A 24088-nucleotide genomic window follows, 5' to 3' on the forward strand; every position below is an offset into this window, starting at 1 on the left:
TTCTTATGTCCCGCTACGCGATTGGAATCGATCTCGGCACCACGCACTCCGCGGTCTCCTACCTCAACCTCGAGGGCGGCCAGGCCCGGGGTCCCGCGCAGTCCATGCTGCCCATCCCCCAGCTCACCGCCCCGGGGACCGTGGAGGCGCGCACCCTCCTGCCCTCCTTCCTCTACCTGCCCGGGGCCCAGGAGTTCCCCCCAGGCAGCCTCGCGCTGCCGTGGAACCCCAACGCCCCCGCGCTCGTGGGTGAGTTCGCCCGTGCCCATGGCGCCAAGGTGCCCACGCGCCTGGTCTCCTCGGCCAAGAGCTGGCTGAGCCACCCCGGCGTGGACCGGCGCGGCGCGCTGCTGCCCTGGCAGGCCCCCGAGGAGGTGCAGCGCGTCTCCCCGGTGGAGGCCGCCACGCGCTACCTGCGCCACCTGCGCGAGGCGTGGGATCACACCTTCGCCCGCTCGCGCGAGGAAGCGGGCAACGCCATGGCCGCCCAGGACGTCATCCTCACCGTGCCGGCCTCGTTCGACGCCGCCGCGCGCGACTTGACGCTCGAGGCCGCCCGGGCCGCGGGGCTGGAGAACGTCCTGCTCCTGGAGGAGCCCCAGGCGGCGCTCTACGCCTGGCTGGAAGCCCAGGGCGAGTCCTTCCGCAAGAACATGAAGGTGGGCGAGGTCATCCTCGTGGTGGACGTGGGCGGTGGCACCACGGACTTCTCGCTCATCACCGTGCGCGACCGCGCGGGTGAGGTGGAGCTCACGCGCGTGGCCGTGGGAGACCACATCCTCCTGGGCGGCGACAACATGGACCTGGCGCTCGCGCACACGCTCCAGCAGCGCCTCACCGCCGAGGGCAAGAAGCTGGATGCCTGGCAGTTCAACGCCCTCACCCATGGCTGCCGCATGGCCAAGGAGTCCCTCTACGGCAACGCGGCCTTCACCCACGCGCCCATCGCCATCGCCAGCCGGGGCTCCTCGCTCATGGGCGGCACCATCCGCACGGAGCTGACCCGGGAGGAGCTCGATCGCGTCCTCACCGAGGGCTTCTTCCCGCCCTCCCCCGTCACCGAGCTGCCCCGGGTGGCCCGGCGCACTGGCCTCGCGCAGATGGCGCTGCCGTACGCGCAGGACGCGGCGGTGACGCGCCACCTGGCCGCCTTCCTCACCCGGCAGGCCCAGGCGCTCGCCAGCTCCCCGGACTCGCCCGTCAACGTGGGCGGCAAGGCCTTCATCCACCCCACCGCCGTGCTCTTCAACGGCGGCGTCTTCAAGGCCGGCCCCCTCAAGGCCCGGGTGATGGAGGTGCTCAACGCGTGGCTCGCCGCCGACGGGGGCCCGCCCGCCCGGGAGCTCGAGGGCGCGGACCTGGACCTCGCCGTGGCCCGGGGCGCCGCCTACTACGGCTGGGTGCGCGAGGGCCATGGCCTGCGCATCCGCGGCGGCACCGCGCGCGCCTACTACGTGGGCGTGGAGACCGCCATGCCCGCCGTGCCCGGCATGGAGCCGCCCGTGAAGGCGCTGTGCGTGGCCCCCTTCGGCATGGAGGAAGGTACTCAGGCCGACGTGCCTCCCCAGGAGTTCGGCCTCGTCACCGGGGAGCCCACGAGCTTCCGCTTCTTCGCCTCGTCCGTGCGGCGCGACGACAAGGTGGGCACCTTCGTGGACGACGTGGAGGGCAACGGCGAGTTCGAGGAGCTGGCCCCCGTGGAGACGACGCTCCCCGGCACGCCCGCGCCCTTCGGCGACCTGACCCCCGTCAACCTCCAGGCCGCCGTCACCGAGGTGGGCACGCTGGAGCTGCGCTGCCTGGAGAAGAACGGCCCCGGCCGCTGGAAACTGGAGCTCAACGTCCGCATGAAGGAATAGAAGCCCCTTCCCCACGCCCATGCACATCGTCGGCATCGACCTCGGAACCACCCACTGCGCCGTCGCCTCGGTGGACCCCACCCAGGGCCCCACCGCCCCCGTGGAGGACTTCCCCGTCCCCCAACTGGTGCGTCAGGGCGAGGTGAGCGCCCGGCCCCTGCTGCCCTCCTGTGTCTACGTGCCCGCCGGACACGAGCTCGCCGAGGGCGCGCTACGGCTGCCCTGGGGCGACGGCGGCACCCAGGTCGTGGGCGAGTTCGCCCGCTGGCAGGGCGCCCGGGTGCCGGGCCGCGTGGTCACCTCCGCCAAGAGCTGGCTGTGTCACCCGGGCGTGGATCGCTCGGCGCCCATCCTCCCCTGGGGCGCTCCCGCCGACGTGGCGAAGCTGTCCCCCGTGGAGGCCAGCGCCCTGCTGCTCTCCCACATCGCCCACGCGTGGAACCACGCCCACCCGGACAAGCCCCTCGCCCAGCAGGAGGTGGTCATCACCGTGCCCGCCTCCTTCGACGAGGCGGCGCGTGCCCTCACCGTGAGCGCCGCGCGCCGCGCGGGCCTGGAGAAATTCACCCTCCTCGAGGAGCCCCAGGCGGCCTTCTACGACTACACCGCGCGCCACCGGAAGGATCTGGCGAAGTCCCTCGAGGAGGTGCGGCTGGTGCTCGTGGTGGACGTGGGCGGCGGCACCACCGACTTCACCCTCGTGCACGCGGGCGTGTCCCCCGAGGGCCCCATGCTGCGGCGGCTCGCGGTGGGCGAGCACCTCATGCTCGGCGGCGACAACATGGACGCCGCGCTCGCCCGCCGGCTGGAGGAGAAGCTCTTCCCGGACGGCAACCGGCGCCTGTCCGCCACCCAGTGGACCCAGGCACTCCAGGCCGCGCGCACCGCCAAGGAGTCCCTGCTCGGCACCACTCCCCCCGAGCGCCATGGCGTGTCCCTCGTCGCCGGGGGCAGCAAGCTGCTCGGCGGCTCGCTGTCCACGGACCTCACGCGCGAGGAGGCCGAGGCGCTCGTGCTGGAGGGCTTCTTCCCCACGGTGGGCGCCCAGGAGCGACCCCGGCGCGCCTCGCGCATGGCGCTCCAGGAGCTGGGCCTGCCCTACGCCCAGGACGCCGCCATCACCCGGCACCTGGCGGCCTTCCTCGCGCAGCACGCCGCCGCGGGCTTCTCCGCGCTGGGCGAGTCCGCTCCTTCTGAAGGCGCCCTGCCCCGCCCGGACGCCATCCTGCTCAACGGCGGTGTCTTCAACTCGCCGCGGCTGGCCGAGCGGCTGGTGGAAGCGGTGAGCGCCTGGTGGCCCGGCGCGCCGCGCATCCGGCTGTTGCGGCACGAGTCGCTGGAGCTGGCCGTGGCTCGGGGCGCGGCGTACTACGGCCTCGTGCGGCGCGGGCACGGCCTGCGCATCGGCGGAGGCGCGGCGCGCGCGTACTACGTGGCCCTGCAACGCCCGGCGGACAGCGCGGAGCAGCCAGTGCTCTGCCTCATCCCCCGCGGCTTCGAGGAGGGCCAGCACGCCGACATCGGCGAGCGCGCCTTCTCGCTCACGCTCGGCCAGCCGGTGCAGTTCACCCTCTACTCCACCACGAGCGACCGCATCGACAAGCCGGGCGACGTGGTGGCGCTCACCGAAGCGCTCAAGGACGAGCTCAAGCCCCTGCCCCCCATCCACACGGTGCTCAAGGGCGCCGCGGGCAAGGCGGCCCTGGTGCCCGTGCACCTGCGCTCGGGGCTCACGGAAATTGGCACGCTGGAGCTGTTCGCCGTGTCCAACGTGGCCGACGAGCGCTGGCGCCTGGAGTTCGAGCTGCGGGGCACCGGGGGCGAGCGCGAGCTCACCGTCACCGAGTCCATGCCGGCGCGCTTCGCCGAGGCCAAGGACAACGTCGACCGGCTCTACGGCAACAAGCCGCTGCCCATCGGGCCCAAGGACATCAAGCAGCTGTCGCGCACGCTGGAAAAGGTGCTCGGCCCCCGGGACACCTGGCGCGTGCCCGTGCTGCGCGAGCTGTGGAGCTCGCTCTTCGCGGGCGCCTCCAAGCGCCGCCGCACCGCGGACCACGAGCGCGTCTTCTACAGCCTCACCGGCTACACGCTGCGCCCGGGCTTCGGCTACCCCCTGGACCACTGGCGCGCCGAGCAGACGTTCTCCCTGTTCGAGCCACTCGTGCAGCACCACACCGAGAAGTCCGTCTGGGTGGAGTTCTGGGTGATGTGGCGGCGCATCGCCGGCGGCCTCAGCGAGGCGCAGCAGCGCAAGCTGTACGACTACCTCAAGCCGCACCTGGCCCGGAAGATCCCCCTGGATGCCCCCGCGCCCCCCGGCAAGGCCAAGGGCATCCAGCCCGAGGGCCTGGACGAGATGGTGCGCACCGCGGCGTCGCTCGAGCACCTGGAGCCCACGGACAAGGCGGAGCTGGGCGGGTGGATGGCGGCGCGGCTGAAGGCGGAGAACAAGGGCGGTGGGCCCTGGCCCTGGGCGCTCGGCCGGCTGGGCGCGCGCGTGCCGCTCTACGGCAGCGGCCACAAGGTGGTGGCGGTGGAGGTGGCCGAGGCCTGGCTGACCCTGCTGCTGGAGCTGGGCCTGCCGCGCATCGACGGCGCCCCGTTCGCCGCCGCCCAGCTCGCGCGCTTCACCGGAGACCGCATGCGCGACATCTCCCCCGACCTGCGGGCGAAAACCGCCGAGGCCCTGCGGGCCGCCAAGGCCGCCGACACCTGGGTGCGCATGGTGACCGAGGTGGTGGCCCTGGAGGCCGCCGACGAGGCCCGCGCCCTGGGCGATACCCTGCCCGCCGGTCTGCGCTTGTAGTCCCTCGGGTGAAGCGCCTCGGACGGCCCTGTTGAGTTCGCCCAGGGGGGTTTATAGATTTCCCAGGCGATACGCCCCCAGTCTCCCCCCCGAGCGCATGTCCCCCCCTGAGTCCGTCAGCATCGCTCGATTGCTCCGTGAAGCGATCGCCGTCGGAGCCCTCCGGGGGAATGCGTTGACCGATGGCCGCTTCCGCGTGCCGTACGCGGAACTCGAGGCACGGCTCGCCCAGTGGGAGGCCTTCCTCTCGCACTCGGGAGTGACCCGGAACACGCCCGTGGTGCTCGAATGCACCACCTCCGTGCCAGGGCTGCTCACACTGCTGGCCCTGTTGCGCGGCGGCACGAGCTTCGCCCTCCTGCCCCCGTCCGCGCGAGCGGAGCTCCCCCCGCCCCGCTTCTGCTCCCTGCGCCTGCGGATACAGGACACCTCCCCGGTGGAGCCCGATGGCATCCCCCGGCCCGAGCACCTGCTGGAGATCTCCTCCATCGCGGACGCCCACGCGCCGCCCGCCGGTGAAGCCAGCACGCCCGAGCGGCTCTTCGTGCGCACCTCGGGCAGCCTGGGTGCCCCCAAGCTCGTGGTCCACACCCACGAGGGACTGCTCGGCAACGCGCTCAACTGCATCGAGCGGCTGCGCCTGCGAGAAGACGATCGCATCTGCGTGCCGGTTCCCCTGGCCCACATGTTCGGCCTGGGCGCCGCCGTGCTGCCCGCGCTCGCCGTGGGGGCGAACCTCGATCTGCTGGAGGGCGCCAACCTGCCCCGCTTCCTCGAGCGCGAGCAGCGCACGCACCCGACGGTGACGTTCCTCACCCCGCACCTGTGCGCCATGGTGCTGCGGCGACGCACCACGCCCGTCCACTACCGCCAGGCCGTCATCGCCGGAGACCGGATGACGCCGGAGCTGTTCGCCTCCGCGCGCGCCCTCTTCCAGCGGATCGTCAATCTCTATGGCTGCACCGAGCTGGGCGCCATCACCGCCGTCGATCCGGAAGCCGGGGAGGAACCACGGGCCACGTCCGTGGGCCGGGCCCTGCCTGACGTGCGGATCCAGCTCCGCCCCCCGAAGGACTCGGAGGAGGGCGAGGGAGAGCCACCGGGCACCGCCGGCGAGCTCTGGTGCCAACACCCCTTCGCCTTCCAGGGTTATCTCGACGGGGACGGCCACCCCTGGCGCGGCGAGCCCTTCGTCGAGGACGGCTGGTACCGCACACGCGATCTCTGCCTGCTCCACGAGGAGGGAACGCTCGAGGTGCTGGGCCGGACGGATCTCGGCGTCAAACGGGATGGGCGCCTGCTCATGCTCACCGACATCGAGAGCGCCGTGGAGCGGGTGTGCGGCGTGGAACGGGCCGTCGCGGTCCTCGGCTCCCAGGGCCTGCGGGGCCGGCGCCTCATCGTCTTCTGCGTTCCCCGCGAGGGACAGCACCTCGAGCCCGCGCGGGTGCGCGCCACCTGCCTCGACCTGATGCCCGGCTACGCGCTCCCGGATGAAATCCGGCTCCTCTGCGCCCTGCCCCTGCTGCCCAGCGGCAAGGTGGATCGTCAGGCCCTGCGCGCGCTGGCCATGACGTCCCCCTCCGCGCTTCAACAAGGATTCCGCCCATGAGCACGCGCGCATCGCTCCCTCCCCGCGAGCAACCCCGTCCCTCCACCTCCACCGTCACCGTGACGGCACTCACCCCGATCATCGAGCAGCTCAAGAAGATGATCGCCCGGGAGCTGGACGTCCGCCTCGACGAGTCGCGGATCGACGCGACGGTGTCACTCCACGAGGACGGCCTGGCACTCGACTCGATGGTCCTCTTCGAGTTCATGAACCTCATCGAGAAGCGCTACGGCTTCGAGTTCGCCGACCAGGACATCCGCCCGGAGGTCTTCGCCAACCTCACCGTGCTGGCCGCGCACATCCACGGCCAGCTCATGCGGGCCGACACGAGCCTTCCCCCCTGAAGTCCGCCGAGAAGGACAGCACCATGAGCACCGGGGAGAGACCCGCGCCAGACGAGCTGACACGCCGGGGATTCGTCACCCACTATCCGCCCGCCCGCTACTGGCGCCCGGAGGGCCTCCAGGGACTGCTGAACCCGCGGCCGCTCAACGTCTACGTGCATCTGCCCTACTGCATCCAGCGCTGCGCGTACTGCCACTACAAGACCACCACGCTGGCGGAGCACCGCAAGTCGGAGATCGACGCGTACGTGAGCGCGCTGTGCCGGGAGATCGCCCTGGTCTCCCGGCGCTTCCACCTCGAGGAGCGGCCCACCACCAGCGTGTACTTCGGTGGCGGCACGCCCACGCTGCTCTCCCGGGAGAACCTGAGCCGGTTGATGGACAGCCTCCGCGAACACCTGTCGCTGGAGGAGCCGGAGATCACCCTCGAGGCCGAGCCGGTGACGCTCACCCCGTCCAAGGCGGAGCACCTCCAGGCGCTCGGCGTCAACCGCATCAGCCTGGGCATCCAGTCCTTCTGCGACGACATCCTCCGGCGCACGGGGCGCCACGACACCGAGCAGCACGCCTTCACGGCCATCGCGCTCGCCAAGGCCACCGGCGCCATCGTCAACGTGGACCTGATGAGCGGCCTCGCGGGGGAGACCGAACGGACGTGGGCCTACACCATCGAGCGCGCACTCGCCGCCGACGTGCACTCCCTCACCGTCTACAAGACCGAGCTGCACGCCAATACCGACTATTACGCCGACATCAAGCGCAAGACGCTCACCCTGCCCACGGACGACGAGGAGCTGCGCTTCATCACCCACGCCCTGGAGCAGTTCGAGCGGCATGACTACCAGCCGGTGAACTTCTTCACCTTCACGCGGGGCGGCGCCTTCCGGCAGCGGCACATCAGCTCGCGGTGGCTCGGCACGGACACCTACGGCTTCGGCGTGTCGGCCTTCGGCTCGCTCGACGCCCACGTGATGCAGAACACGAGCGACCTGCCCCGCTACCTCCAGACGCTGGAGGCCGGAGAGCTGCCCCTCACCCGGGGCTACCGGCTCTCGGCGCGCGAGCTGATGACGCGCGAGGTGGTGCTGGGCATGAAGCTCATCCACCTGGACCTGGCCGCCTTCCAGCAACGCCATGGCTTCGATCTGGCGCGCTGGTGTGCCCCCGTCGTGGAGGAGTTGGAGAAGCATGGCTTCGTGACGCTCCGGGAGCACACGCTGTCACTCACCCGCAAGGGCATCCTCTGGGGCGACTACGTGGGGCGCAGACTCGCCGCCCGCATCGAGTCCCTGGCCTGAACCGATGATCATCACCGACGATCTCGTCTACATCCACCCGCCGAAGACGGGGGGCACCTTCGTCACCCACGTGCTGGAGCGGCTCTACCTGGGCTCGCCGGAGCGTCCCGGCCTGGGGGGAGGCTTCCTCAACACCCACAAGCACGGCACGTGCGGCGACATCCCCGCGGCCCACCTCGGCAAGCCCCTGCTCACCACGGTCCGCAACCCCTATGACCGCTACGTGTCGCAGTACTACTTCGGCTGGTGGAAGCGGCACCCGGACGCCTACTGCGGCGCCGACGCCATGAAGGCGCTCCATCCCCACTACCCCGAGCTGTCCTTCGACGAGTTCGTCCGGATGGCCAACACCCTCTTCCTCAATTGCCACCAGGGCCGGGAGACGGGTTTTCGCAATGACCGTCTCGCCGATCCCTTCCGGCCCGGCTGGCATACCGAACAGTTCATCCGCTTCTATTGTCATGAACCGCGCGCTGTCTTCGCCTCTTTGGACGAGGAGGCGTTGGTGAACCGCCGTTATCAACAATCCCTCTTTCCCTTGCACTTCCTGCGCGCCGAGCGCCTCAATCATCAACTCCATGACTTCCTGCTCGGCCTCGGGATGCCACGCGAGCGGATTGCGTTCATCCTGGAGGAGCCCAAGGTGTTCCCCGAAGGGGGAAGCCGGGACGAGGCGTCGCGCTGGCAGGACCACTACACCCCCGAACTGAAGCGTTTCGTGCGGTCCCGTGAGCGGCTGCTCTTCGAGATGTTCCCTGAATACGATGTTTGAGATGGGAGCCAGGAACGTGGAACGACGAGTGGCGCTGGTCACGGGCGCGAACCGTGGCATCGGACTGGAAGCCTGTCGGCAACTCGCGAAGCTCGGCCTCCGGGTCATCTTGACGGCGCGCCGGGAGGACAAGGGAAAGGAAGCCGTCTCCACCCTGGCGGCGGAGGGCCTGCACGTGGGCTTTCAATCCCTCGACGTGGACTCCGCGCCGGACCGCGTGCGCATCTCCGAGTTCATCACCCGGGAGTTCGGACGGCTGGACGTGCTCGTCAACAACGCGGGCATCTCCCTGGACGGCAACACACCCGCCCTCGAGGTGAGCCTCGATGAAGTCGTCCGGCCCACCCTGGAGACCAACCTCTACGGCGCCATGCACCTCACGCAGCTCTTCGTGCCGCTCATGCGCCAGAACCACTACGGACGCATCGTCAACGTGTCCAGCGGCCTGGGCTCCTTCTCGAAGATGACCGCGGGCCGGCTCGCCTACCGTCTGTCCAAGGTGGCCATGAACGCGATGACCCGCGTCTTCGCCGACGAGCTCCAGGACACCAACATCCTCATCAACGCGATGACTCCGGGCTGGGTACGCACCCACATGGGGGGCATGCACGCGGATCGCTCCGTCGAGGAGGGCGCGGACACCATCACCTGGCTCGCCACGCTGCCGGACAACGGGCCCCGGGGGGGCTTCTTCAAGGACCGGCAGGACTTCCCCTGGTAGAGGTGCATGCGCAAGCCGAACTTCTTCATCGTCGGGGCGCCCCGGTGCGCGACCACCACCGTGTACACGTACCTCAAGCAGCACCCGGACATCTTCCTGTCGCTGCTCAAGGAGCCCCTCTTCTTCGGCTCGGATCTCACGCCCCATCCCCTCGCCATCTCCGACGAGGCCGCCTACCTGCGGCTCTTCGCCGGAGCGGGCGAGTCCCGGGTCATCGGCGAGGGCTCCGTCTTCTATTGGATGTCGAAGCGGGCCGCCGGGGAGATCCACGCCTGGTCACCCGAGGCGCGCATCCTCATCATGCTGCGCGATCCCCTGGAGATGATGCAGTCGCTGCACGCGCTCTTCCTGCGCACGGGCAACGAGGAGCTGGAGGACTTCGCACGAGCCCTGGAGGCGGAAGCGGCACGGGCCCAGGGCCAGCGGCTGCCCGCCCGGGTGTACTTCCCCGAGGGCTTGCAGTACCGCGCCCTGGCCCGCTTCTCCGAGGCCGTGGAGCGCTTCCTGCGCGTCTTCGGCGAGCAGCGCGTCCACGTCCTCCTCTTCGAGGAGCTGATGAGCGATCCGACGCGGGCGATGCGCGGGCTGCTCGACTTCCTGGGGGTGGATCCGGACGTGCCCCTGGAGTTCGAGCCCGTGCGGGCCGCGCAACGCATCCGTCCCCTGGTGCTGCGGCAGATGCGCGCGGCCTCGCCCGAGGTCCTCGAGAAGCTCGAGCGCAAGACGGCGAAGCACCTCCACCACGGCCCACGGGGCGCACCGCTTCCGCTGGAACTCGAGGCCCGGCTCCGGGAAGAACTCCGGCCCGATGGGGAACGGCTGGAAGCACTCCTCGGCCGTCCGCTGTCCGCCTGGTACCGCCCCCCGGGCGGCGTGAGCACATGAAGCACTCGGACGACACGACAGCCAGCCCCAGCCAGATGGAGGGAGCCCTGCGGATGCGGCGGCTCGTTCGCCGGCTGAAGGAACGCCTGGGCGTGGAGGACATCGGGGGCGAGCCCCTCGAACAGCTCGTCCTGCGCTACGCGCGACTCCGGCCTCCCGAGCCACGCCTGAGCCTGCGCGCGTATGACTCTTCCTGGCCCCAGCGCTTCGAGCAGGAGCGGACGCGGCTCCTCCAGGCGCTGAAGGACGAGCCCGTGGTGGACATCCAGCATGTCGGCAGCACCGCCATCCCGGGCCTGTCGGGCAAGAACATCATCGACCTCGCGGTCGCGGTGCGGCCTCCGCTCGATGCGCCCCGGTATGGCGAAGTCCTCGACTCGCTCGGCTACCACTCCCATGGCCCCAGCCCCATCGATCCCGGCTTCTCCTGGTTCTGGCGGCAGAACGAAGACGGGGCCCTCGTCATCCACCTGTGCGATGCCCGGGCCGTCTGGTTCACGAACCTGCTACGCCTGCGCGACTACCTGCGCGAACATTCAGAGGAGCGCGAGGAGTACGAGCGCCTCAAGCACCAGCTCGCCTCCGAACCCGGACAGAGCTGGCTCGAGTACAGCGTGCTCAAGAGCCACCTGCTCCAGCAGCTCACCGCCCGGGCCAACGCCTGGGCCGAGGCGCGCGAGGACTCGGGGTCTTGAGCGGATTGGAGCGGACGCACATGTTTCCCACCCTTCCCGTTGATTCGAACCGGGTGGACGAGGCCCTGCGGCGGACGATCTACCGGGACGCGAAGCGCGAGGTGCGCGTGGGCGACCTGGTGGGGCTGTTCCTGGACGCGGGGCTGCGCGTGTTCATCGTGGGCGGAGCGCCCCGGGACTGGCTGCTCGGACAACCCGGGCGGGACATCGATCTCTCGCTGGATCGGCCCCTTGAGGAGGTGCACCGGCTACTGCGCGAGGCCCATCCGGACATCGATCCGGTGCTGCTGCGCCTGGAGCGATTCGGCACGTTGCGCTGGGGCAACGAGGCGGGCGGCGTGGACCTCAACATCCTGCGCAGTTGGAAGGACATCCAGAACGACGAGATGTGGACGACCACCTTCGTCGCCCGGGAAGACGTGCGCGAGGACGCCCTCACGCGCGACTTCTCCATCAACGCCTTCTTCTACGACTGCCGCGAGCGCGTCCTGTTGGATCCACTCGACTGTGGGCTCGAGGATCTGCACGCCCGGCGGCTGCGCCTCATCACGCACCGGCGCGTGCTCGACACCAGCTACCGCACGACCTTCCGCATCCTCCAGTTTCTCTGCCGGGGCTACACCCCCGCGCCCAATGTGCTGGAACACCTGGAGCGCTACGCCGATCACGACATCCAGGGCATGGACGGACGGCTGCGCCAGTGGATTCCCAACCACCTCGGCCCCGGCTTCGAACACCTCGACGAGTTCAAACGCCGCCTCTACGCCTGTGCCCGCCAGGAGAAGTCCCGCTTGATCCTCGACGCTCTCTTTTGCAAACACCTCTGCTGGCAATGGCCAGGCGGACGGTGATTAGCCCTGGGAAGGTAGTGGGCGAGAGTGAGTCTCCGCAAACGAACTTAGACTTGGACGTCGAAAGTCGCGCGATGTTGCAGGCCAGTCTATTCGGTGCTGCTGTCAGTACTACTGTGGCGCGCGCAGCGGAAGCCACCGGGCTGACAGAAGAGCACCTCATCGTTCCGCTCTTCCCGCTCGCATTGGATGAAGACTCGCTTCTCTTCATTCGGCGGGGGTGCGAGCGTCTCATCGCGCAGGACTTCATTTCCGCCACGCACATTCTAGTCCTGCGGATTGAGGACATCCTACGCCGACATTTCCGCAGGCTTGGAGTAGACACAACGGAATTCAAGGCGGACGTTGGTGACGGAACATCTCGGACCGACGATGTTCCGTTTGGAAAGCTGATGCGCCTAACGCTTCCGGATGGGCGATCCGTTAAGGAGTATCTTGGGAGCGACCTGTGGGAGCATCTCGATTCGGTGCTGAACTCACAGACGGGACTGAATCTCCGGAATGAGATTGCTCATGGACTGGCAGGTCCTCAGCACTGCACGGCAGAGTCCGCCGGGATCGCTCTCGCGCTCCTCTACCAGTTGGCCTATGTTGTTTGGCTCGCATCGAGAGCAGGCACTGAGACGGAGTGACGTTGGTGGGCTCGACGTGATGGCCGTCAGTCCCGCTGCTTCGTGATTTGCACGAAGCAGTTGACGATCTTCTCCGCCATGTCGCGCAGTTCGTGCTCAGCGACAACTACACATCCCGATCCAGAGTGGGCTTGATCCGCTGACGTGGACAGTGGGGTTATGCTGCCAACTTCTGCGGGAAGGCCGCAAGCTCGAAGTTCACTGGACTGACATAGCCCAGGGTCAAGTGCCGCCTCTGCCGGTTGTAGAAGACCTCGATGTACTCGAAGAGTGCCAACCGGGCTTGCTCGCGCGTGGTGAAGTCCGTGGTGTAGACGAGCTCTTGCTTCAGGGTGCTGAAGAAGCTTTCCACCACGGCATTGTCCCAGCAGTTGCCTTTGCGCTACATACTGCACTCAATGCCTCGTGCCGTCAGGGCTCGCTGGTAGTCCTCGCTGGCGTACTGGCCCCCGGTCCGAGTGATGCACCAGTCCTCGTGGCGGTTACCGGCCCTTGAGCGCCATGTCCAGCGCCGCGAGCACCAGATGCCGGTCGATGGTCTCGCTCATCGACCAGCCCACCACCTTGCGCGAGAACAGGTCGAGCACCACCGCCAGGTACAGCCACCCCTCGCGCGTGCCCACATAGGTGATGTCTATCGCCCAGGTGGTGTTGGGTTGAGCGGGAGAGAGGTCCCGCGCGAGGACATTAGGCGCCACGGGCTGATGGTGACGCGAGTCCGTCGTGGCCACGTAGCGCCGTCGCCTGCGAGCAGCCAGTCCTTGCTCGCGCATGAGCCGCACCACACGCTTGCGGCTCACTCGCTGGCCGCGGGCTCGCAGCTCCGCGTGCACTCGCGGACTGCCGTACGTGCGGCGACTGTCGTGGTGCACTTGGGTTACCTCCTTGGCCAGTGCCCGGTCCGACACCTGCCGCACGGACTCCGGGCGCCCTTGCCAGGCGTAGTAGCCTGATTCCCAAGCATTCCGGGCGGTTGCGAGGTAAGGGCGCGATTCTGCTGGGAGTTTCGCACCGCCCGGCGCGGGTTCGATTCCCGCCGCCTCCACTGGAAGGAACCCGCCGCTCTGAGCCGCGCCCCTCTCCTGGCAGGAGGGCGTGGCTTGCGTTTGGGGACCAAATCAGGGCACCTGGGGTCCAAATTCGGACCAAAACGGAGCCCGCGACTTGGGAAACAACAGAGTTTGGACAGGGAAGTGGAAGGGAGGGCGGACCTTCGACGGGAAGGACGGCCGCCCAGTGTTCGTACTGCGCAAGATGGTTGAGGGACGGGCCTACACCATCCACCTCGACGCCAGCAGCGAGACGGAAGCAGAGGCCGAGCTTGCGCTGTTCATGCGCGACCCCGAGGGCTACAGCACCAAGCGGGAAGCGCGGCAGCAACAGCAGGAGTCCGCCGTCTACGTCAACGCGGAGACCGTGGGCCGCTTCCTGGACTCCATGAGGCGCGCGGGCACTACTGCGCGCTACGTGGGGAATGTTGGCTTCTACCTGGCGACGTGGGCCGAAGCTCTGGCGGGCCGGGACTTGCGAACCGTCACCCTCCAAGAGCTTCTGCGGGAGTTGGCCCGGCACAAGGCGGGCAGGAAGAACCGCATTACCGCGCTCAAGTCCTTTGCCTCTTGGCTGCGGGAGCAGGGCACCCTTGCCCTGGCCGAAGATCCGACCGTCTCCCTCAAGGTGCCCGCTACCCGTCCCAAGAAGGCAGTGCGGGAAAAGGGTTACAGCATCGAGACCACCGAGCGGCTTTATCGGGCGATCAGCGCGTGGGAGTTTACGAACTTCGGGCAGGAGGCGACGCGGCGCACGACCGACGTGCAGTGTGTGCGAGATGTGCTGTGCATCCATGCGAAAACCGGGATGCACGGCACCGAGATAGAGCGGATAGCCAAGGGAGAGGGCAAGGTTGCCGTCTTCGAGGACCAAGGCGAGATCGCCGCTACGGTGACGTTCATTCACAAAAGCGGGAACGTCCACCGTCAAAGCATCGACCGTCAGACGTTGGCGGCTGTGCGGCGGCTACAGGCTCGCGGTGCCGCGCCGGTTGATAGCCACATCCGCCGGGTTGTGGCTCGTGCCTGCAAGACCCTCGGGATCGAGCCGGTGCATTTCGGGGAGTACCGGCACAGCTTCGTTACCTGGGCATCGGAGTGCGGGCAGGAGGTACGGCCCAAGGCGGGAGGGCTGCCGCTGACTGCGATTGCCGCAGTCGTCGGGCACCACTCCGCAAACACAACCAAGCGGTTTTATGACAACGTGAAGGTGCCCCCGATGATCAAGATTCCGATCAATCTGGAGCATCCCGAGGATCCGACAGACCTGCCGGTCAGGCTTGCCGAATCAGCTTGAGGATCGCGTCCTTCTCAGCCCGCCCGGTAGTCTGCTGGGCGGGTTGCCGCTTGCGCTTGGGTGCAGGCTCGCGGCTGAAACACTCTTGAAGGGCTTCGAGGCTGTCCAGGGTGATCATGGCGACCTTGCCCACCTTGGGAGCACGGCGCAGCGCCCCCGAGCGCAACAGCTCGAAAATCCGAGAGCGCCCGCAGCCGAGTAGGGCCTGCGCGGCATCAATCGAGATGGCGCGGGCGGCTTGAACCGGGGCCGCGTTGGCGATCCGGTTCTGCATGTCTCCGACCATCGCGCGCAGCTTGCACAACTCCGCGTAAATCTCCCGCAGCAGTTGGGGCTCGGATCCGCTGTCCGGTGCAGGCGTTAGGGTTGGCTGGTTTTCGTCCTGAATGGCCGCCGAATCAGACTGCGGCGTGATGCCTTGCGACTTCATGCCCTATATTTTCCCGCGCCCTCACAAGCACGGTCAAAGCGTTTCGGGCGTGCAGTCCAGGTTGGGCAACTTGCGGATAGGTGCGGGCAGGTTGGCCATGGTTGGCGCGGCCTGAGCTTCGGCTGCCGCCCTGTGGCCTCCACGCGCCCGAGCTTCGGCTGCCGGTGCGCTGGCTCCCCCCCGCGCCCCGGTGGCTACTGCGCCCCGGTGCTACCACGCCCGAGACTCACGCCGCGCCCTGGCGTCCCTTTACTGGCCCGAGGCGCGCGCCGTGTCTGCTCCGCGCCCGAGCTTCGGCTGCCGTCCTGGTGGCGCCCTCCACCGGCCCGAGCTTCGGCTGCCGCGCCCTGGTGCCGCTGCCGCTGTTCCACCGCGCCCGAGACTCGCGCCGTGTCCGTTGCCGCGCCCTGGTGGGCTCCACCAGCCCGAGCTTTGGCTGCCAGTGCGCGGGCTGCCTCCACCGCGCCCGAGACTCGCGCCGTGTCGGTTACCGCGCCCTGACGTGCTCCACCGGCGTGAGGCTTGGCTGCTGCCTTGGTGGCCGTCCAACGCGCCCGGGTGGCATCCACGGGCCCGAGGTGCCGCCGCGCCGCTGGCGTGATCCACCCGCCCGGAGTGCGGCTGCCTCCCACACTGCACCCCTAGTGCCCTCATCCTTTTCATGCGTTGCTGAAATCGGATAACCATTCGGGCGACCGCGTTACCAAGCCGCCCGAGGTGCTCACGCGCAAAGTCGGACCTTCAGTTGAGTTTGATGTCGAGCAGTTTATGCCGAGTCCACCCTTGCCACTCGTCGTTTGGGTTTGTCGAAAGCTCACCAGCCGCTGGCTGCTCGACGGCGAGAGCGGCAACCACGATGGGCTGCTGTGCCGCGAGCGTGTAACAACCCGTCGTTGCCGTCTCGACCTTCATCGCGACGGCAGCATTTGCGCCAATAATCTTGCCTACGCTGTTGTCGAGCTTTGCAGTCAGATCCGGATTAATGCTCTTGTCGACACAGAGATTGACGCTCAGACCCTCCATCACGAGGTCGTTTGCGATCAAAATTAGCGTTCCCGCGTCGAACGCCTTCTTCACCAACTGCGAAGAGTCGAGCTTACTGATGTAGTCGAGCGTTGGCTGCAGAAGCAGACGCCGAGGATATGCACGTCCCAGCCGGACCTCGGTGGTGACACCTTTGGTGTAATTGACGTTCGCACCGAGGTTCAGCAATTGCGCAACCTTCGGACCATCCAGTTCGGCACTAAGCTTCGTCTTCTCCTCCTCGCTGAGCGTAATGGTCGGTCCATTCTTGCCAACACCCGCGAATCCTTTCAGCGCGAGCCATTCATCGAAGGAGGCCGGACTCACACCAAAGCAATTCGCCGAGTCGCAGATTGACACCTGCTTATCGAAGCGCTCCTTCGATGCGTATGCCGTCCCTACACCAAAATTGTCGGTCGGGTAACTGAACCAGCGATACGAGTCATAATCGGTGCCGACTACGTCCTTGAGTTTCTCGACGGTAATCTTGTTGTACGCTGTCTTGCATCCGAGATTCAGTCCAAGCACCGCGATAGCGGCGAGCATCCATACGTTCGTCTTCATGGCGCGACAAGACCCTCCAGGTTTGGGTAGGCGGCGCGATCAAATGGGACGGTCACGCCGTTTTGCTGAAACGACAGATTGAGCGACACAATCTTCGCTGGCACCCAACGCTGGATGTCGTCGAAGAAGAGGAAGTCCGAATCGGACTGGAAGTCTATGCCGGAGATTTCGCCTCGCTTAAACCGGCGCATGTTGTCTTCGCCGTCGGCCAATTGGTAGGTGACCGACCCTCTGAGGAGTGGCAGCACGACGGCCGACTGTCCCTTCGAAAATGCATAGGATCCTCCTTTCAGGAAGAGTTTGTCGGGCTGGGGGCTGCCCATTGCAGCGGACTGCTTGAACTGAAGGTACGGCCGCGATGCAAGGAGCAGTCTCCGTTTTGCCGCCACCCCTGAGACGGGCTCATTGTTGAGCCGCCAAAAGGAGCGCGCGACCAACAGCATTGACGCGACTGCTGGGGTCGCAAAACTCGCGCCGCGTTCGTCTTCAGTGACACAACGACCTCTATAACCGGCTCCGCGAGCGAGACACGACAGCCCCGCGCCCTTACTTGAGGACATCCCGAACGCCTTTCCATTCGTGTCTGTACCGCCCACAAGGACGACACCGTAGTCATGCCGCAATTGCCAAAAGGTCTTTTGCGGCTCGTAGGGCGTGTCCTCGACATCGCCGGGTGTGTTGAGCGCTGCGCTGAACAACAAAGCCCCACCTCCGGGCTTGAACGAGTTCGGGAAGACTTTGAATGGGTCCGCCGTCGTGAAGAACGACGACGAGATAATGGCACTCGGGTTGCGCTCAAGCAATTCATCGTACAAAGCAACCAAATACAGAATCGGCACGATATGCTTGTTCGTGTTGTGTCGATACTGCTTGACTAGAAGGTTCCGGTAGCCTTCCAAACTGACACGGACCTCCTGGCGATACTTCCGGATGAATCGGTCGAGGCGGTCCAAAGCGTCTGGATTGAAGGGATAAAAAGCTAGCTCGACCGGATTTATTTGGGATGCGAACTGGGGCGCTCCGATGTCCTGGAGGACTTGCTGCGCCACGTCGTGCACCTTGTTGCCATGTGCGCAAGCAGTGTCATTTCCATAGAAGTCTAGCAGGTAGAGTTCGTCGTGCGCCATCGGATTCAGCGACACGATGGTTTGATTTGGCGTCAGCGGCGGCGGAAGGGGAGACACAGGCGTCGACACGGCCGCCCCAGGCCCGCTCGTTCCTGGCAGTTCGAGTAGAATTGATTCGACCGTAGGGCCCAGGTAATAGGCGCGCTCCTCGCTTTGGAGAACCCCAGCCGCTGCGGTCAGTTGGTCTTCGTCACCCGAGAGAAGCCATGTCGACGGGGACGATCCCGAATAGGACTGAATAAGCGGCTTGCCGTCGGGCCTTCGGCAGACGTCGGAGGCGTGGGCCAACGGGCAGACGTTCAGGTCTGTGACGTATACCTCCCCATCCTTCAGGTTGATTACCTGAGCCGGAATCTCCACCGAATTTGGTTTGTCGGATGGGTCACTTGAAGTTGTTAACCCCTTCGGGCTGTGTACTAGCCTCTTTGCCGGAAGCGGGGGAAGTGAAAGTTCCTGCCCTTCGAGGATGAATCCTTTGTCGTCGAGTTGATTGGCCTCGGCGATGGACTTGTAGACGGCACGCGCTTCCTGCCGATCTGATTTGTCTGTGACGTCAAGCTGGTATTTGCGGTCGATGAGTTCGTAGACAGTATCGCCGCGAGAAACCTTCTGTCGCTTCCAAATATCTTTCGGTGTTTGCTCGGAGAGTACGCTGAAAAGCTCTGCTCGTTCGCTCGGCTCGTATTGTGTGGGAGCAACGATGAGCACGTGTTTGATCTTCGTCGTGGGTTGCGGTGGTCCGTCAAGGTCACCCGCCTCTGCTGCGCCCGCTACGACGACAAGGCAACCAAGAACAAACACGCCGTAGGTGTTCATGTTTCCCCCAGACAAGGGCCAACATGCTGCCACCTGCTCTCGGGGTGGTCAAGGGTCTGGGCTCCCCTCGGGAACCACCCTCTGCCCCTTTGCCCTGCGCCAACCTCCAGCCCTTAGTTACTGCTCGGTCACTTCCCTAGTGTGACCTCACACCGCCAAGAGGGAATTCTCCTCGGAGAACGCTCAAAGTGACCGGGTAGTACTAGTGCCGCTGATGCCCGCTGCTAGCCCGAGGCTCGGCTGCCGCGCTGCTGGCGCCTTCCACCGTGCCCGAGCTTCGGCTGCCGCGCCCTGGTGCCGCTGCCGCGCCCGAGCTTCCCGCCGCGCTCGAGGTTCGCGCCGTGGCTGCTGCCGCGCCGCTACTGGATCTACCGCGCCCGAAGTTCGGCTGCCGCGTCGCTACTGGCTCCACCGGCCCGCGTTGCTAGTGCCCTCCACCGGCCCGAGGTTCGCGCCGTGTCTGCTGCCGCTCCGCTAGCGCCCTTCACCGCGCACCGCGCCCGAGGTTCGCGCCGTGCCCTAGTGCGCTGGTGGCACCTTCCACCGTGCCCAAGGTTCGCGCCGCCCTCTGGTGTCGCGCCCTGGCGCCCTCCACCATGCCCGAGCTTCGGCTGCCGCGCCCTGGCGGCCATCCCCCGCGCCGCTGATGCGCTCCACCGGCCCGAACTTCGGCTGCCTCCATGGGTCCGAGGCTCGGCTGCTGCCTGGTGGCTGTCCGCCGCGTCCTGGCGTGTTCCATCGGCCCGAGTTTCGGCGGCCCCCTGGTGCCTCCACCGCGCCCGAGCTTCGGCTGCCGCCCTGGTCCGAGCTTCGACTGCCGGTGCGCTCGTGCCTTCCACCGCGCCCGGGTGGCCTCCACCGGCCCGAGGTTCGCGCCGCGCCCTGTCCACCGCTGCGCTGGGTCTGCCGCCGCGCCCGGGTAGCCAGGACCGCGCCCGAGGTTCGCGCACCGTGCCCTGGCGCCCTGGTCCCCTCCACCGACCCGAGGTTTGCGCCGCTCCTGCCGTCCGCCGCGCCCGAGCTTCGGCTGCCGCGTCACTGGTGGAGCCGCCGCGCCCTGGTGGCCAGCACCGCGCCCGAGGTTTGCGCCGCTGGCGGGTGCTCCATCGGCCCGAGGTTTGCGCCGCGCCCTGGTGTCGCTGCCGCGTCCGAGCTACGGCTGCCGTGCCCTGGTGCCGCTGCCGATGCGCTGGCACGCGCATCCACCGCACCCGAGATTCGGCTGTTGCTGCGCTGGTGGTCTCCACCATGCCCGAGGCTCGCCGCGTGCCCAAGGCTTGCGCCGCGCCCTAGTGTGCTCCACCAGCCCAAGGTTCGCGCCGTGCCCTGGTGCCCTTGGCCGCGTCGCTGGCGCCCTCCACCGCGCCCTGGTGGCCTCCACCGCGCCCGAGGTTCGGCTGCCGTGCCCTGGTGGTGCGCTCCACCGCGCCCAAGCTTCGCGCCCTGGTTGTCTCCACCGGTCCGAGGATCGCGCCGCGCCCTGTCCACCGCTGCGCTGGGTCTACCGCCGTGCCCGGGTGGCATCCACCGCGCCCTGGTGCCGCTGCCGCCGCTGCTGGCGCCCTCCACCGCGCTCGAGCTTCGCGCCCTGGTGGCCACCGCGTCCGAGGCTCGGCTGCTGGTGCGCTGGTGGGCCTCCATTGGCCCGGGGGTCGCGCTGTGTCTGCTGCCGCACCGCTGGCGCCCTCCACCGGCCCGAGCTTCGGCTGCTGGTACGCTGGTGGCGCCCTCCACCGGCCCGAGCTTCGGCTGCTGGTACGCTGGTGGCGCCCTCCACCCGGACCGAGATTCGGCTGCTGGTACGCTGGTGGCGCCTTCCGCCGTGCCCAAGGTTCGCGCCGCGCCCAAGCTTCAGCTGCCGTGCCCTAGTGCCGCTGCCGCGTTGCTGGCGCTCCACCGCGCCCGAGCATCGCGCCGCACCCCGGTGGCCTCCACTGCGCCCGAGGCTCGGCTGCCGCGTCGCTGGAGGAACCGCCGCGCCCTGGTGCCGCTGCCGCGCCGCTGCTGGCGTTTTCCACCGCGCCCGCGCTTCGCGCCCTTGGTGGCAAGCACCGCGCCCGCGCCGTGCCCTGGCGCCCTGGTGGCGCTGCCGCGCCCCTGGTGCGCGCCACAGGGCCCGAGCTTCGGCTGCTGCCGCTGCGCTAGCGGCTCCACCGCGCCTGAGGCTCGGCTGCTTGCGTCCGCCGCTGCACGGTGGAGGGCACCAGGGGCCGGCAGCAGTGCCAGGGGCCGACACCCGAACCTCGGGCACGGTGGAGGCTGCCAGGAGCACGGCGGGCATCTCGGGGGGCAAGACGCCAAGGACGGCAGCCGACGCTCCGGTGCTGGGAGGCTCGCACGGGGCGCACCTCTCCCGCTCGCTCAAGTGGGGGCCGCCCTGTTGACTCACGCAGTCGGACGGCCCTTCCCCTGGCTGGTCCCGCATGTTACCTAGCAGTCTACCCACCGAGGTTCACAGCCAGTCTAGTCTTCCTCTCGTTGTCACAACCCGCGAGGTGTCCATGCCGAACGCCCCCCCATGCGCGCCGGATTGGGGCTCGTGTTGCCCGTGCTCGCCCCCGGCTCTTTCCCCTCCCGCCTGCCTTGCTGGCCGTGCTGCTGCTGTGTCCCGCCGCATGCGCCAGCGGCCCACGTCCCGAGGTGTTCCGCGCCACTCGGGACGTGCTCGCGGACCTGGACGACTTCGGCGCGCTGCTGCTGGATGCCGGACTACCGGCGGACACTCTGCCGCCGGGCCGGGAGGTGACGCCAGAGGACGCAACGCGGCTGCGCATCACCTTCGGCCTGTACTCGCCCACCTCCCGCACCTACGGCCCGCGACTCGTCGCGGACATGCTGCTGCGGGAGGTCATCGACGGCGCCGCCTCCGTCAAACGCTCCGAGCTGGATTCACGCCTGCTGCGCTACCAACACCTGAACGTCATGGGGTCCGATGGGTTCCTTTCCTACGCCCTCACCGGCACACCTGCCCAGTGCATCGGCCCGGTGTAGGTGCAAGGCGGCGCGCTGCGGTCGGGTGAGTTCGAGGTGGGCGGCGTCTACGCGCCGGATGGCCGACGACTGGCTGCGCGTCATCTTCCTCCCGTCCTTCAAACCCGCTCAATAACTCTCACTCCAAAACCATCCCAAGCCAGGAGTTTCCTCGTGCCAACGTCAAAGAACAGCCCTCGGCGTGCTGCTACACGCCAGGGCGAGGACCGTTACAACGATTTCCGCTTCTCTTTCGAGTCGGGTGAATACCGCTACGACGTAGAAGCCCCCCTGTTGCTTCACCCTGACTTTGACACGCTATTGATCGCAAGCCGTCGGCACCTGACGAAGAAGGAGCGCCGCAAGGTCATACTTAAAAAGGTCGGTGCTGTCACCGGACGCGAAGCGCGAGCACGAGCCACGGAAGAGGTACGCCTCGCGGGATTTCTGCATCATCCCAAAATCGCGCGGGTGTTTGATTTCGTCGTGAACAACGGCACCCCGTTTGTGGTCATGGAACACTCGAAAGGCTCTTTCCTTTTCACCCTCTTGGACTTGGCGGCGACAGTGGAACGCCTGCTGCCCATTCCGTTCGCGGTCCATATCGCCGCTGAAGTGGCCGACGCCCTGGCCTATGCTCATGAATGCGAGGATGACAGCGGAACGCCGCTACACATCGTCCACCGTGCCGTGGGCCCCATGCGCATTCGCCTGACCGTGGATGGGCGCGTCAAGCTGTGCAACTTCGGGGCGGCCTACTCCGAGCTGGCCGGGCGCATGCCCACGCCGCGCGACTTGTTGAGAGGCGACCCGGCTTATATCGCCCCGGAACTCCTCCGCGCCATTTTCGCCGCCACTCAGAGGAAGTCAGACCCACTCACCGCCAAAGAACTCGACGGCCGGGCGGATATCTTCTCCTTGGGACTGGTACTACTGGAAATGCTGACGGCGAAGTATCCGCTTGACCCGCTCGGGCTTCTCCCCGACCGCCCCGCTTCGCGCTTCCCGGCGGGCATCCGTACCGAGCACTCCACATGGATAAGTTTGGAAGTGCTGGCCAATCGCGTGCTGCGGTTTGGGACGGAAGAGGTGTTGCGTGCGACGGGGGTTGTTTTTGAGCCGCTCCGGGCGCTCCTGGTTCGAGCCCTCGCATTGGACCCTGCTCAGCGTTACCGGACAGCCGCCGACTTCCGCGACGACTTGCGCGGCTACCTCCGCGAGATAGGCGCAGTCAATTACGGGCGACAGCAAGTGATGGACGAGGTTGCAATCACCGTGCGGATGGCTACTGAACGCAAGCTGCTGGCGGCCCAGCCGATGGAATACGGAGTGCTGCCCGACCTGGAAGACTTGCGAGACGAAGAAAAGAGCGGGTGAGCAACCCACCATGCCCGAAACTCACCCCACACAGATAAAGCTGGCAAGGTTCTTGGGAGCCGCCGCGCGTGAAGCCCGGTTGCGCGCGAACATGACACAGGCGGACGTTGCGGATCGGGTCAACATCGCCACGGAAGTGTATGGCCGCATTGAGCGGGGGGGAATGCTCCCGAGCTTGCCCACCTTCCGGCGCCTGTGCCGTGCCCTCCGAGCGGATGCCAATAAATTGCTGGGGCTCGACGTCTCCCCCGCGTGGGAAGAAGCGGCGGGGCCTCCGCCTGCGGATACCTTGGAGGAGCCCATTTCTATGTCAGAGGACCCCCCCGCGTTGCGGCGCCTGTTCCGCTACCTCAAGAAGCTGACGCCGGAACAAATTCGCGCCATCGGCCATGTTGCCAGCACCTTCCTCAAGAAATATGAGCGCCGTTAGGGCCTGTCAGGCCAACCACACCGGAGCCCAAAGGGCATGACACATGATGCATGAACACCTGATGAAAAGCCTTGGGGACGTTGCCCGCACCGCCCGGGAGCGGTTGCAGATGAATCAAGCCGCCATCGCCAAGAACGCCGGGATTTCGCCCGCCGTTTACGGGAGGATAGAGCGCGGCCACATGATGCCCGCCGTTCCCACGCTACGGAAAATCGCGGTGGCGCTCAGCATCTCGGCGGACGTGCTGCTAGGCATCAGTCCCAAGGAAGTGGCCAAGAAGATGGAAGACCCTCCGCCCGAGGGCGACTTGAGCCCCGAGCTGCGCAGGCTGGTGCGTACCTTGAAGACGTGGCCTGACGCAAAGATCAAGCTCCTCTCGGGCTTCGCCAAGCTACTCGACTCCGTGCAAGTGCTCGACTCCGAACCAGAGAAGTGAGCCAAAGTGTTGGGGCCGGGGCGTGGGCGGCTCGCGTTCGCACTCGGCACGGACGTGCCTTGGAGAGGACTGCTACCGCCCCGGCCCCAGC

20 protein-coding genes and 1 pseudogene are annotated in these 24088 nt (G+C 67.3%); 16 read left to right on the forward strand and 5 right to left on the reverse strand.

Annotation, left to right across the window (positions count from 1 at the left end):
* Nucleotides 1–5: 5 nt before the first annotated feature.
* The 11 genes from F0U63_RS34905 to F0U63_RS34955 all read left to right on the forward strand — a co-directional run bounded on the left by F0U63_RS34905 (nucleotide 6) and on the right by F0U63_RS34955 (nucleotide 12478).
* Nucleotides 6–1859, forward strand: coding sequence for an Hsp70 family protein (locus tag F0U63_RS34905; protein WP_395836809.1), 1854 nt, complete (start codon nucleotides 6–8; stop codon nucleotides 1857–1859).
* Nucleotides 1860–1878: 19 nt separating this feature from the next.
* On the forward strand, nucleotides 1879–4668 hold the full coding sequence (locus tag F0U63_RS34910; protein WP_395836812.1) for an Hsp70 family protein: 2790 nt from the start codon (nucleotides 1879–1881) through the stop codon (nucleotides 4666–4668).
* Between the two features lie 175 nt (nucleotides 4669–4843).
* Nucleotides 4844–6280, forward strand: coding sequence for a class I adenylate-forming enzyme family protein (locus F0U63_RS34915; RefSeq protein ID WP_395836814.1), 1437 nt, complete (start codon nucleotides 4844–4846; stop codon nucleotides 6278–6280).
* Nucleotides 6277–6624 (forward strand): phosphopantetheine-binding protein, encoded by a 348-nt coding sequence (locus F0U63_RS34920; RefSeq protein ID WP_395836816.1) that lies wholly within the window; start codon nucleotides 6277–6279, stop codon nucleotides 6622–6624. The genes F0U63_RS34915 and F0U63_RS34920 overlap by 4 nt, the downstream gene beginning before the upstream one ends.
* Nucleotides 6625–6647: 23 nt before the next feature.
* Nucleotides 6648–7922 carry a coproporphyrinogen-III oxidase family protein gene (locus F0U63_RS34925; RefSeq protein ID WP_395836818.1) on the forward strand — a complete coding sequence of 425 codons (1275 nt, stop codon included), beginning with the start codon at nucleotides 6648–6650 and terminating at the stop codon, nucleotides 7920–7922.
* A gap of 4 nt (nucleotides 7923–7926) precedes the next feature.
* Entirely contained in the window at nucleotides 7927–8694 is a 768-nt protein-coding gene (locus F0U63_RS34930; RefSeq protein WP_395836820.1) for a hypothetical protein, read from the forward strand.
* Between the two features lie 16 nt (nucleotides 8695–8710).
* On the forward strand, nucleotides 8711–9415 hold the full coding sequence (locus F0U63_RS34935; RefSeq protein ID WP_395836822.1) for an SDR family oxidoreductase: 705 nt from the start codon (nucleotides 8711–8713) through the stop codon (nucleotides 9413–9415).
* Nucleotides 9416–9421: 6 nt separating this feature from the next.
* A complete protein-coding gene (locus tag F0U63_RS34940; RefSeq protein WP_395836824.1) occupies nucleotides 9422–10300 on the forward strand; it encodes a sulfotransferase family protein in 879 nt (292 codons plus the stop codon).
* A complete protein-coding gene (locus F0U63_RS34945) occupies nucleotides 10297–10995 on the forward strand; it encodes a GrpB family protein (protein WP_395836826.1) in 699 nt (232 codons plus the stop codon). The genes F0U63_RS34940 and F0U63_RS34945 overlap by 4 nt, the downstream gene beginning before the upstream one ends.
* 20 nt (nucleotides 10996–11015) lie before the next feature.
* Nucleotides 11016–11846: a CCA tRNA nucleotidyltransferase gene (locus F0U63_RS34950; protein WP_395836828.1), complete on the forward strand. Its 831-nt coding sequence runs from the start codon at nucleotides 11016–11018 to the stop codon at nucleotides 11844–11846.
* Between the two features lie 53 nt (nucleotides 11847–11899).
* Nucleotides 11900–12478, forward strand: coding sequence for a DUF4209 domain-containing protein (locus tag F0U63_RS34955; protein WP_395836830.1), 579 nt, complete (start codon nucleotides 11900–11902; stop codon nucleotides 12476–12478).
* A gap of 157 nt (nucleotides 12479–12635) precedes the next feature.
* Here F0U63_RS34955 and F0U63_RS34960 read toward each other — a convergent pair.
* Nucleotides 12636–13488: pseudogene (locus tag F0U63_RS34960) on the reverse strand (IS3 family transposase); the annotation flags it as partial.
* A gap of 226 nt (nucleotides 13489–13714) precedes the next feature.
* Here F0U63_RS34960 and F0U63_RS34965 point away from each other — a divergent pair.
* Nucleotides 13715–14824, forward strand: a complete 1110-nt coding sequence (locus F0U63_RS34965; RefSeq protein WP_395836832.1) for a site-specific integrase — start codon at nucleotides 13715–13717, stop codon at nucleotides 14822–14824.
* Here F0U63_RS34965 and F0U63_RS34970 read toward each other — a convergent pair.
* The 4 genes from F0U63_RS34970 to F0U63_RS34985 all read right to left on the reverse strand — a co-directional run bounded on the left by F0U63_RS34970 (nucleotide 14802) and on the right by F0U63_RS34985 (nucleotide 20459).
* Nucleotides 14802–15254: a hypothetical protein gene (locus F0U63_RS34970; RefSeq protein ID WP_395836834.1), complete on the reverse strand. Its 453-nt coding sequence runs from the start codon at nucleotides 15252–15254 to the stop codon at nucleotides 14802–14804. The two genes, F0U63_RS34965 and F0U63_RS34970, sit on opposite strands and share 23 nt — an antisense overlap.
* 741 nt (nucleotides 15255–15995) lie before the next feature.
* Entirely contained in the window at nucleotides 15996–16841 is an 846-nt protein-coding gene (locus tag F0U63_RS34975; RefSeq protein WP_395836836.1) for a hypothetical protein, read from the reverse strand.
* Nucleotides 16838–18784: a hypothetical protein gene (locus F0U63_RS34980; RefSeq protein ID WP_395836838.1), complete on the reverse strand. Its 1947-nt coding sequence runs from the start codon at nucleotides 18782–18784 to the stop codon at nucleotides 16838–16840. Before F0U63_RS34980 ends, F0U63_RS34975 begins: the two co-directional genes overlap by 4 nt.
* Before the next feature lie 1501 nt (nucleotides 18785–20285).
* On the reverse strand, nucleotides 20286–20459 hold the full coding sequence (locus F0U63_RS34985; RefSeq protein WP_395836840.1) for a hypothetical protein: 174 nt from the start codon (nucleotides 20457–20459) through the stop codon (nucleotides 20286–20288).
* Between the two features lie 908 nt (nucleotides 20460–21367).
* Here F0U63_RS34985 and F0U63_RS34990 point away from each other — a divergent pair.
* From F0U63_RS34990 to F0U63_RS35005, 4 genes are all read left to right on the forward strand, one after another.
* Complete coding sequence (locus F0U63_RS34990; RefSeq protein ID WP_395836842.1) at nucleotides 21368–21775, forward strand: hypothetical protein; 408 nt, start codon at nucleotides 21368–21370, stop codon at nucleotides 21773–21775.
* Between the two features lie 153 nt (nucleotides 21776–21928).
* Nucleotides 21929–23131, forward strand: coding sequence for a serine/threonine-protein kinase (locus F0U63_RS34995; protein ID WP_395836844.1), 1203 nt, complete (start codon nucleotides 21929–21931; stop codon nucleotides 23129–23131).
* Nucleotides 23132–23141: 10 nt separating this feature from the next.
* Entirely contained in the window at nucleotides 23142–23561 is a 420-nt protein-coding gene (locus F0U63_RS35000; protein WP_395836846.1) for a helix-turn-helix transcriptional regulator, read from the forward strand.
* 43 nt (nucleotides 23562–23604) lie between these two features.
* On the forward strand, nucleotides 23605–23997 hold the full coding sequence (locus tag F0U63_RS35005) for a helix-turn-helix domain-containing protein (RefSeq protein WP_395836848.1): 393 nt from the start codon (nucleotides 23605–23607) through the stop codon (nucleotides 23995–23997).
* Nucleotides 23998–24088 lie beyond the last annotated feature (91 nt).

The sequence above is a fragment of the Cystobacter fuscus genome, from assembly GCF_044360685.1.
Lineage (GTDB): Bacteria > Myxococcota > Myxococcia > Myxococcales > Myxococcaceae > Cystobacter > Cystobacter fuscus_C.